The sequence below is a fragment of the Trebonia sp. genome (assembly GCF_030042015.1).
GTDB lineage: Bacteria > Actinomycetota > Actinomycetes > Streptosporangiales > Streptosporangiaceae > Trebonia.
In genome coordinates this window covers 1-8,331 of sequence record NZ_JASIAL010000299.1, presented here as the reverse complement: position 1 = coordinate 8,331, position 8,331 = coordinate 1, and the positions used below count along the sequence as shown (strand labels likewise).

General features: G+C 71.6%; 9 protein-coding genes. 2 read left to right on the top strand and 7 right to left on the bottom strand.

Annotated features, from left to right (window positions below):
* From mnmA to Q1N79_RS15890, 4 genes are all read right to left on the bottom strand, one after another.
* Positions 1–866: tRNA 2-thiouridine(34) synthase MnmA (gene mnmA / locus Q1N79_RS15905; protein WP_300609847.1), on the bottom strand; the 866-nt coding region annotated here is incomplete at its 3' end.
* A gap of 42 nt (positions 867–908) precedes the next feature.
* On the bottom strand, positions 909–2,093 hold the full coding sequence (locus Q1N79_RS15900; RefSeq protein ID WP_300609846.1) for a cysteine desulfurase family protein: 1,185 nt from the start codon (positions 2,091–2,093) through the stop codon (positions 909–911).
* A gap of 45 nt (positions 2,094–2,138) precedes the next feature.
* Positions 2,139–3,107, bottom strand: coding sequence for an electron transfer flavoprotein subunit alpha/FixB family protein (locus Q1N79_RS15895; RefSeq protein WP_300609845.1), 969 nt, complete (start codon positions 3,105–3,107; stop codon positions 2,139–2,141).
* A gap of 15 nt (positions 3,108–3,122) precedes the next feature.
* Positions 3,123–3,899, bottom strand: a complete 777-nt coding sequence (locus Q1N79_RS15890) for an electron transfer flavoprotein subunit beta/FixA family protein (RefSeq protein WP_300609844.1) — start codon at positions 3,897–3,899, stop codon at positions 3,123–3,125.
* Between the two features lie 106 nt (positions 3,900–4,005).
* Between Q1N79_RS15890 and Q1N79_RS15885 the strand changes: the two genes are divergently transcribed.
* Both Q1N79_RS15885 and Q1N79_RS15880 read left to right on the top strand, forming a co-directional pair.
* Positions 4,006–4,680 (top strand): TetR/AcrR family transcriptional regulator, encoded by a 675-nt coding sequence (locus Q1N79_RS15885; protein WP_300609843.1) that lies wholly within the window; start codon positions 4,006–4,008, stop codon positions 4,678–4,680.
* A 12-nt stretch (positions 4,681–4,692) separates the two neighbouring features.
* Positions 4,693–5,682 carry a nitronate monooxygenase family protein gene (locus Q1N79_RS15880; protein WP_300609842.1) on the top strand — a complete coding sequence of 330 codons (990 nt, stop codon included), beginning with the start codon at positions 4,693–4,695 and terminating at the stop codon, positions 5,680–5,682.
* Here Q1N79_RS15880 and Q1N79_RS15875 read toward each other — a convergent pair.
* The 3 genes from Q1N79_RS15875 to Q1N79_RS15865 form a co-directional block, all read right to left on the bottom strand.
* Entirely contained in the window at positions 5,659–6,351 is a 693-nt protein-coding gene (locus Q1N79_RS15875; RefSeq protein ID WP_300609841.1) for an aminoglycoside phosphotransferase family protein, read from the bottom strand. The two genes, Q1N79_RS15880 and Q1N79_RS15875, sit on opposite strands and share 24 nt — an antisense overlap.
* 64 nt (positions 6,352–6,415) lie before the next feature.
* Positions 6,416–7,909, bottom strand: a complete 1,494-nt coding sequence (locus Q1N79_RS15870) for an HNH endonuclease signature motif containing protein (protein ID WP_300609840.1) — start codon at positions 7,907–7,909, stop codon at positions 6,416–6,418.
* 200 nt (positions 7,910–8,109) lie between these two features.
* Positions 8,110–8,331, bottom strand: a 222-nt coding sequence (locus tag Q1N79_RS15865) for a hypothetical protein (RefSeq protein ID WP_300609839.1), incomplete at its 5' end; no start/stop codon positions are given.

Sequence of the window (8,331 nt, the reverse complement as noted above, 5' to 3'; positions counted from 1 at the left end):
CCGGTCCAGACCGGGCGCTGCGCGGTGATCTCGCGCACCTGCAGGCCGCTGGCCGGGCCGACCGTGACCGTGCGGGCCACCGGTTCGATGCTGAGCACGTACCGCGGCGCGCCGTCGGCGGCGGGGCGGTCCACGCGCAGCCCCTTGCGCTGCCCGACGGTGAACCCGTAGGTGCCCTCGTGCTCGCCGAGCACGGTCCCGTCCTGGTCCACGATCTGCCCGGGGGCGGCCCCGAGCCGGCGGGCCAGGAAGCCGCGGGTGTCGCCGTCGGCGATGAAGCAGATGTCGTGGCTGTCCGGCTTGTCGGCGACAAGCAGGCCGCGGTCGCGGGCCTCCGCGCGGACCGCGGTCTTGGGCGTGTCGCCCAGGGGGAACATCGCATGCGCGATCTGCTCCCTGGTCAGCACGGCCAGCACGTAGGACTGGTCCTTGCCCGTGTCGGCTGCCCGGCTGAGCGCTCCGCCCGGGTCGATGCGCGCGTAGTGCCCGGTGCAGACGGCGTCGAAGCCGAGCGCGAGCGCGCGGTCGAGCACGGCCGCGAACTTGATCTTCTCGTTGCAGCGCAGGCACGGGTTCGGCGTCCGCCCGGCCGCGTACTCGGCGACGAAGTCGTCCACCACGTCGCGCGCGAACCGCTCCGCCATGTCCCAGACGTAGAACGGGATGCCGATCACGTCGGCGGCGCGGCGGGCGTCCCGCGCGTCCTCCAGCGTGCAGCAGCCCCGCGCCCCGGTCCGGTACGACTGCGGGTTCTGCGACAGCGCGAGGTGGACGCCGGTCACGTCGTGACCGGCGTCCACCGCACGCGCCGCCGCGGTGGCGGAGTCAACCCCGCCGGACATGGCGGCAAGCACCCGAAGCCCCATAACGCCTCAAGGCTATCCGCTGCGCGCGGGCACGCGCCGCGCCTAGCGGGCGGCGGCGCGGCGGGCGCGGGCGACCGCCTCGCCGATGGCCGCGCCCAGGGTGTCGACGTCGGCCTGGGTGGTGGTGTGGCCGAGGGAGAACCGCAGTGAACCGCGGGCGCGGGCCTCGTCGGCGCCCATGGCGAGCAGCACGTGGCTGGGCTCGGCCACCCCTGCCGTGCACGCCGAACCGGTGGAGCAGGCGATGCCGCGGGCGTCGAGCAGCAGCAGCAGCGCGTCGCCCTCGCAGCCGGGGAAGGAGAAGTGCGCGTTGCCTGGCAGCCGGTCCGGGCCGGGCGGCGGACCGTTCAGGAGCGCGTCGGGCACCGCGGCGAGCACCTGGCGGATGAGGTCGTCGCGGAGCCTGGCAACGCGGCCCATCTCGTCGGCACGGCGGCGCGCGCTGGTCACCGCCGCGACCGCGAACGCCCGGATCGCGGGCGCGTCCAGCGTGCCGGACCTGATGTCGCGCTCCTGGCCGCCGCCGTGCAGCACAGGCACCGGCGCCAGGCCACGGCCGATGATGAGCGCGCCGGCGCCGACCGGGCCGCCGAGTTTGTGGCCGGTGACGGTCAGCGCGTCCGCGCCGGATGAGCTGAAGTCCACCGGCAGCTGCGCGGCCGCCTGCACCGCGTCGGTGTGGAACGGGACGCCGAACTCGTGAGCGACCGCGGCCAGTTCCGCGACCGCCTGCACCGTGCCGACCTCGTTGTTGGCCCACATCACACTGACGACAGCCGTGCTGCCCGGGTCGGGCTCGAGAGCGGCGCGCAGCACCTCCGGCCGGACCGCGCCGGTGGAGTCGACGCAGAGCCAGTCCGCGACGGCCCCGTCGGTATCGCAGAGCCAGCGCACGGAGTCGAGCACCGCGTGGTGCTCGACCGCCGTCGTCACGATGCGGTGCCTGCGGGCGTCGGCGGACCGCCGCGCCCAGAACAGGCCCTTGACCGCGAGGTTGTCCGCCTCGGTCCCGCCGCTGGTGAAGATCACCTCGCTGGCCCGCGCGCCGAACACCTCGGCGATCTGCTCCCGGGATTCCTCGACGACCCGGCGGGCGCGTCGCCCGGCGTTGTGCAGCGACGAGGGGTTGCCGAACCGTGCCAGCTCCTCGGTCATCGCCGCGATCGCCTCGGGGAGCATCGGTGTCGTCGCGGCGTGGTCGAGGTAAACGACCGGACTTGTATTCATCGCGGCTTTAGCCTAACCGCAACGGACGGTGCGATGGTGCCGCGCTTACAGCTGCTTGTGTTTGGCGATCTCGTCGAGTAGCTGGGGGATGACGGTGAACAGGTCGCCGGCGATGCCGAGGTCGGCGATTTCGAAGATGGGGGCGTCGGGGTCTTTGTTGATGGCGATGATGGTTTTGGAGGTTTGCATGCCGGCCCGGTGCTGGATGGCGCCGGAGATGCCGGCGGCCAGGTAGAGCTGGGGGGAGACGGTTTTTCCGGTCTGGCCGACCTGGAACTGGTGGGGGTACCAGCCGGCGTCGGTGACGGCGCGGGAGGCGCCGACGGCGGCGCCGAGGGCGTCGGCGAGGTCCTCGATGATCTTGAAGCCCTCGGCGGAGCCGGTGCCGCGGCCGCCGGAGACGATGATCTGCGCTTCGGTCAGGTCCGGCCGCTCGCCCTTGTCCGCGACCACGTGCTCGAGGATCCTGGCGGTCTTGGCGGCGCCGCTGGCGGCGAAGGTCACCGGGACGATCTCGGCCGGGCCGGGGGCGGGCTCGGCGCTGACCGCGTTCGGCCGGACCGCCAGGATCGGCGTGCCCTTGGTGACGGTGGCGTGCACGGTGATCGCGCCGCCGAAGTTCGCCTGGACGGCGACCGGGGTCCCGTCCGGGCCCGCGGCCACGTCGACGGCGTCGGTGAGCACGCCGGAGTTCGTCTTGACCGCGAGCCGGCCCGCGATCTCCTTGCCCTCCGCGGTGCCGGCGATCAGCACCGCCGCCGGCGCCCTGTCCGCCACCAGCCGGGCCAGCAGCTCCGCCTTCGGGGCCACCGGGTACTCGCCGAACTCGGCGGAGCCGGCCACGTACACCCGGGCGGCGCCGTACTCGGCCAGCCGCGCCCTTGCCTCGTCCGCGCCCGGGCCCGCCCAGACGACGGCGGGCTCGCCGAGCCGGGCCGCCGCGGTCAGCAGCTCGCAGGTGACCTTCCTGACCTCCCCGCCGGAGTGCTCCGCGAGCACCAGCACCTCAGCCATGTGTCCCCTCCCCCTTCAGATGAACTTCCGCCCGGCCAGGAACGCGGCTATCCTCGCGCCGCCGTCCCCCTCGTCCCTGACCACGACGCCGGCCGCCCGCGGCGGGCGGGCGGCGAAGTCCGCTACCGCGGTCGCCGAGCCGCCCAGGCCCACTTCTGCCGGGTCGATGCCCGCCCCGGCCAGGGTCAGCGCCTGCACCGGCTTCTTCTTCGCCGCCATGATCCCCTTGAACGAGGGGTAGCGCGGCTCGTTGATCTTCTCCACCACGCTCACCACCGCCGGCAGCTGCCCCGCCACCACGTCATACCCCTCGTCCGACACCCGGCGGATGCTCACCGCGGTCCCGTCGACATCCACCTTGCCGGCCAGCGTCAGCTGCGCCACCCCCAGCCGCTCGGCCAGCATCGCCGGCAGCACCCCGGTCCGCGCGTCGGTCGACTCCGACCCGCAGATCACCAGGTCGAACCCGATCACCTTCAGCACCTGGGAGATGGCGTACGAGGTGGCCAGCGCGTCCGACCCGGCCAGCGCCTCATCGGCCAGGTGCACCGCCCTGTCCGCCCCCATCGACAGCGCCTTGCGGACCGACTCCGCCGCCTTGCCCGGGCCCATCGACAACACCGTCACCTCGCCCCCGTGCGCCTCGGCGATCCGCAGCCCCTCCTCGATCGCGTACTCATCCAGCTCATTGATCAGCCCGTCAGCCGCAGCCCGGTCCAGCGTCCCATCCGGCCGCAGCGTCCGCTCCACCGCGGTATCCGGCACCTGCTTAACGCAGACGACGATGTTCACCGGTTGTCCCGCCTCTCCCGGCGTAAGGTACTCGATATCGCTATTATGGTATCCAGTACCATAAGCTGGCGGCAAGTGGCAGCCGCCAGCGAGGAAATGAGCGGTGATGAGCAAGCCGAGGGCGCGTGAGCGGCTGGCCGAGGCCGCGTTCGCCCTGTTCGACGAGGCCGGATACGAGCACACCACGATCGATGACATCACCGAGCGAGCCGGCCTTGGCCGCACCACGTTCTTCCGGCACTACCGCTCCAAGGAAGACGTTATCTTCCCCGACCACGACTGGCTGCTCGACCAGGTCGCCAGCCGCCTGCAGACCTCCAGCCACGCCACCGCGCTGGTGGCGGTCTCCGACGCGGTCCGCCTGGTGCTGACGCACTACGTCGCCGAAGGCGACCTTGCCCGCCGCCGCTACGCGCTCACCAGCCGGGTCCCGGCGCTGCGCGACCGCGAGATCGCCAGCGTCGCCCGCTACCAGCGCCTGTTCCGCGAGTTCATCGCCGGCTGGATGGCCGACATCGCCGAGCCGGCCCCGCTGCGGGCCGAACTGATGGCCGCCGCCGTGGTCGCGGCCCACAACCACGTGCTGCGCCGCTGGCTGCGCGGCGACAGCCCCGACCCGAACCGCGAAGTCGACGAGGCCATGCGCATGGTGATCGGCCTGTTCGCCTCGCCCGCGCAGGACGGCAACGGCACGACGGTCGTGGCGTTCCGCACCGGTCAGGACATCGACACGCTGATACCGGCATTGCGGCGCCTCGCTGAAGAACACCCGGCTACCTGACAGGAAGTGATGATGATCCGCACGCGAGTCACGGAACTGTTCGGCATCGACCACCCGGTTGTCTGCGGTGGGATGACCGCCCTCGGCACCGCGGAGCTTGTCTCGGCCGTCGCCAACGCCGGAGCCCTGGGGTTCCTCACCGCCCTCACGCAGCCATCCCCGCAAGCGCTCGCCAAGGAGATCGCGCGCACCCGTGAGCTGACCGACCGGCCCTTCGGGGTCAACCTGACCATCCTCCCCACGATCAACCCGGTGCCATACCACGAGTACCGGGCAGCCATCGTGGAATCCGGCGTGACGATCGTCGAGACCGCGGGATCCAGCCCCGAGCCGCACCTGCCCGACTTCAAGGCCGCGGGAATAAAGGTCATTCACAAGGCGACCAGCGTCCGGCACGCCCTGTCCGCCGAGCGCAAGGGCGTGGATGTGGTCAGCATCGACGGCTTCGAGTGCGCCGGACATCCCGGAGAGGACGATGTCCCCGGGCTCATCCTCATCCCGGCCGCGGCCGCCCGTCTGACGGTGCCCATCATCGCATCAGGCGGCATCGCGACCGGGGCGGGGCTCGCCGCGGCCCTGGCCCTGGGTGCCGACGCGGTCAACATGGGCACCCGCTTCATGGCGACCACCGAGGCACCCATCCACGAGAACGTCAAGCAGCAGATCGTCGCCAACGACGAGCGCGCCACGATCTTGGTGTTCCGTCAGTTCCGTAACACGGCACGTGTCGCGCGTAACAGCATCTCCGAGCAGATCGCCGAGATCTCCACGCGCCCGGGGGCCACGTTCGAGGACGTCGCCGCCCTGGCCTCGGGCGCGCGGGGCCGCGCGGACGTTCTCGGTGCGGGCGACGTCGAGGGCGGTATGTGGTGGGCCGGCCAGTCCCAGGGGCTGATCCGCTCGGTCGACACCTGCGCCGCGGTCATCTCAGAGATCGTCGGCGAGGCCGAGGAGATCATCGCCCGCCGCCTGCCCGCGCTAGTGGCGGACCCGCGTAGCTGACGATGCGCCATACGTGTGGCTCTCGCCGAACCGGGCGATGAGCAGGGCTGACCTCCTGCGCAGCTGTCCGATCGGCCAGGCCAGGTCGAGGCCGCCACGCCAGGCCAGGGCGAAGTCGGCGACCTTGAGGTTATAGTGACAGCCTTCGAAATCCAGGACGCCGCTCAGCCGCCCGCCGTCGAACAGGAGATTCCACGGCGCGAAATCCCCGTGGATCACGCACATCGGGGCCGCGGTCAGCTCGCAGCTCGCGAACCGTTCGAGCACGGCCTGGCGGCATTCCCGCAAGAGCGCGCCCTCCTCGGGCACCCGCCGCTCATGCACCCCGAGCCATGCCTCCAGCTCCGGGTCCGCGACAACCTCGGACAAGGCGGGAAACCCGATGCGCCGCCTCGTGAAACTCCGCAAGCAGCCGTCCGCGGGCCACTGCGCCGCCCGCGGAACCCGGTCCTCCGCTAGCAGCTCGGGAACGGGCCACCCGGCCCGGCGCATCGACTCCATGAACTCGATCTGATACGGCCAGTCAGGCAAGGCCTGGTCATCGGCGTGCTTGACGACGACCTTCGCGAGCCCGCGCTCCGCACGCCACGTGGTCGACAACCGTGCGCCGAGATAGACGGCGCGATGCAGCCGCCACCGTATCGCCAGCTCCTGCGGAATCTGCGGCATCGACCTAACGCCACTGCCGATCCCCTCGTCCACGAATGTTCAACCTACTTCCGCGCCGGGCGGGTTACCCGGCCCGGAGGGTGGGCGGCGGGTGGCTGTGCAGGACCTGTCCGTTGGGCCCGTGGGCGGTGGTGGTGCCGTCGGGGTGCAGGACCAGCTGCCAGCCCCATCGGTGGATGCAGACGTCATGATGAAACTGGCACAATAGGACACATGAGCTGACGCTTGTCTGGCCGCCGTCCTTCTTGTGCCGCAGGTGATGCACGTCGCACCAGGCGGCCGGCCGGCCGCACCGCGGCCAGGCGCAGGCCCTGTCCCGGAGCAGGACGGCGCGGCGGACGGCCGCCGGGATGCTGTCGGAGTACCCCACGTCCAGCGGCAGGCTCGGCGTGTCGTACGGGGGGGACAGCAGGCTGGTGCGCAGCACGCCGGCCGGGCCGTGCGGGCCGGAGACGAAGTCGACCGCCAGCCGGGCGATCGCGTGGCGCAGCGCGGCGTACGCGTCCGGGGACATCGTTGTGACCGTGGCCTGGCCGTCGTGGTGGCTGGAGGCGGCCAGGGCCAGTTCGATGATCTGGTCGATCACGGTCATGTCGGCGTGGCCGGTGACGACCGGGACGGTCATCGCGTCGCAGCCGGCGGTCTCGGCGCCGGCGCCGGTCAGGTAGCCGGCCTGCCCGGCGCGGGCCCGGAGCCAGGCCTCCTCGATCGCGGCGGCGCCGGGCTGCTGCCGCAGCCAGGGAAACGGGATGTGGGCGATCACCTGGGTGTCGGCGCCGGCCCGGCCGGGCACCATCTTCGCCCGGATCAGCAGCTCGCAGCCCAGCTGCAGCGCGTCGTGGAAACGCTGGCCCTCGGTGCGGTGATCTTCGGGGCCGGCCTTCTTGCCCAGCGCCTCGAGCACGGCCTGGACGGCCGCATTGCATTCGGGGGTGAGGTTGCCGCGGAGGACGGCGGCGCCGCCGAACGTGGTGCCGACCGCCAGGTAGCGGTCGTCGAACCCGTCATCGTCGTCGTCGGGGTCGGGGTGCTGTGCGCGCCACTGTTCCCAGGCGGCGGCCGCGATCAGCGCCAGGTCATCCGGCAAGGCGCCCGCGGCCGCGGCCTGCAGCAGGATCGTGCCGGTCTGGGCGCGCAGCTCCCCGGGGAGCTTGTTCACCAGCTCGGTGATCTGCAGCCCGCAGGATTCGGAGACCTGCCCGGCGGCCATCGCGCCGGCCACGCCGGGGTGGGCGCTGAGCCGGCGCATCTGCCGGACCGCGGCCTTGGCGTCCTTCCTGGTCATCTGGGTCCTGGCGGCCAGCCAGGCGGCCGGGGTCCCGTACCCGTCGGCATCATGGGCGCTGGCTGCGTCGAACCGGCGCAGGAAAGCGGCGTGCGCCGCGGTGAACCTCGCCCGCAGCCCGCCCAGCGAGACCAGCACCTCCCCGAGCCCGGCAGCGGGGAGCTCACCGGCCGCCGGGGAGTTGAGGTAGTCCAGCCCGGCGCCCAGCAGCCGCAGCGCGTCGGCAACGCTGCGCGGCGTGCCGTCGTTCTCGCCTTCGCTTCCGGTGCGCATACTGGATCACCTCCCCGGAGCCGGGTCTTGTTTGCAGGCTTACCCCGATTATAGCACACCCGTTCTATGTAGGACAACAAATGACACAAGATCGTTTTCGAATATCGAGGAAGTACCGGTCATGGGCACGGACCTGGCGCACCGCACCAGGGCGAACGTGTCTTTACAGGTGCGGTCGCCGACGCGGTCAGCCTGTCGGATCAGGGAACCCGAAGTGCTGGACTCCGCACCACGAGGATGACGTCGTCCCGGTAATCCTCAAGAAACCAGATCATCACGGTGCCCTCGCCGTAGCTCTTCACGTTGGACACCGCTTCGCGGACGTCGAGTGACGTGCCTATTCTGCGCACCGCCACAGCGTCGGCAATCCGGGACGCGAGGCTTTCCACCTGGTCAATTTGGGCCTGGGCGAGCCCGCCCAC

What these genes read in the sequence shown, in the direction of transcription:
- Q1N79_RS15900 (WP_300609846.1), bottom strand. Translation starts at nt 2,093, where the DNA reads ATGAATACAAGTCCGGTCGTTTACCTCGACCACGCCGCGACGACACCG.
- Q1N79_RS15895 (WP_300609845.1), bottom strand. Translation starts at nt 3,107, where the DNA reads ATGGCTGAGGTGCTGGTGCTCGCGGAGCACTCCGGCGGGGAGGTCAGG.
- Q1N79_RS15885 (WP_300609843.1), top strand. Translation starts at nt 4,006, where the DNA reads ATGAGCAAGCCGAGGGCGCGTGAGCGGCTGGCCGAGGCCGCGTTCGCC.
- Q1N79_RS15880 (WP_300609842.1), top strand. Translation starts at nt 4,693, where the DNA reads ATGATCCGCACGCGAGTCACGGAACTGTTCGGCATCGACCACCCGGTT.
- Q1N79_RS15875 (WP_300609841.1), bottom strand. Translation starts at nt 6,351, where the DNA reads ATGCCGCAGATTCCGCAGGAGCTGGCGATACGGTGGCGGCTGCATCGC.
- Q1N79_RS15870 (WP_300609840.1), bottom strand. Translation starts at nt 7,909, where the DNA reads ATGCGCACCGGAAGCGAAGGCGAGAACGACGGCACGCCGCGCAGCGTT.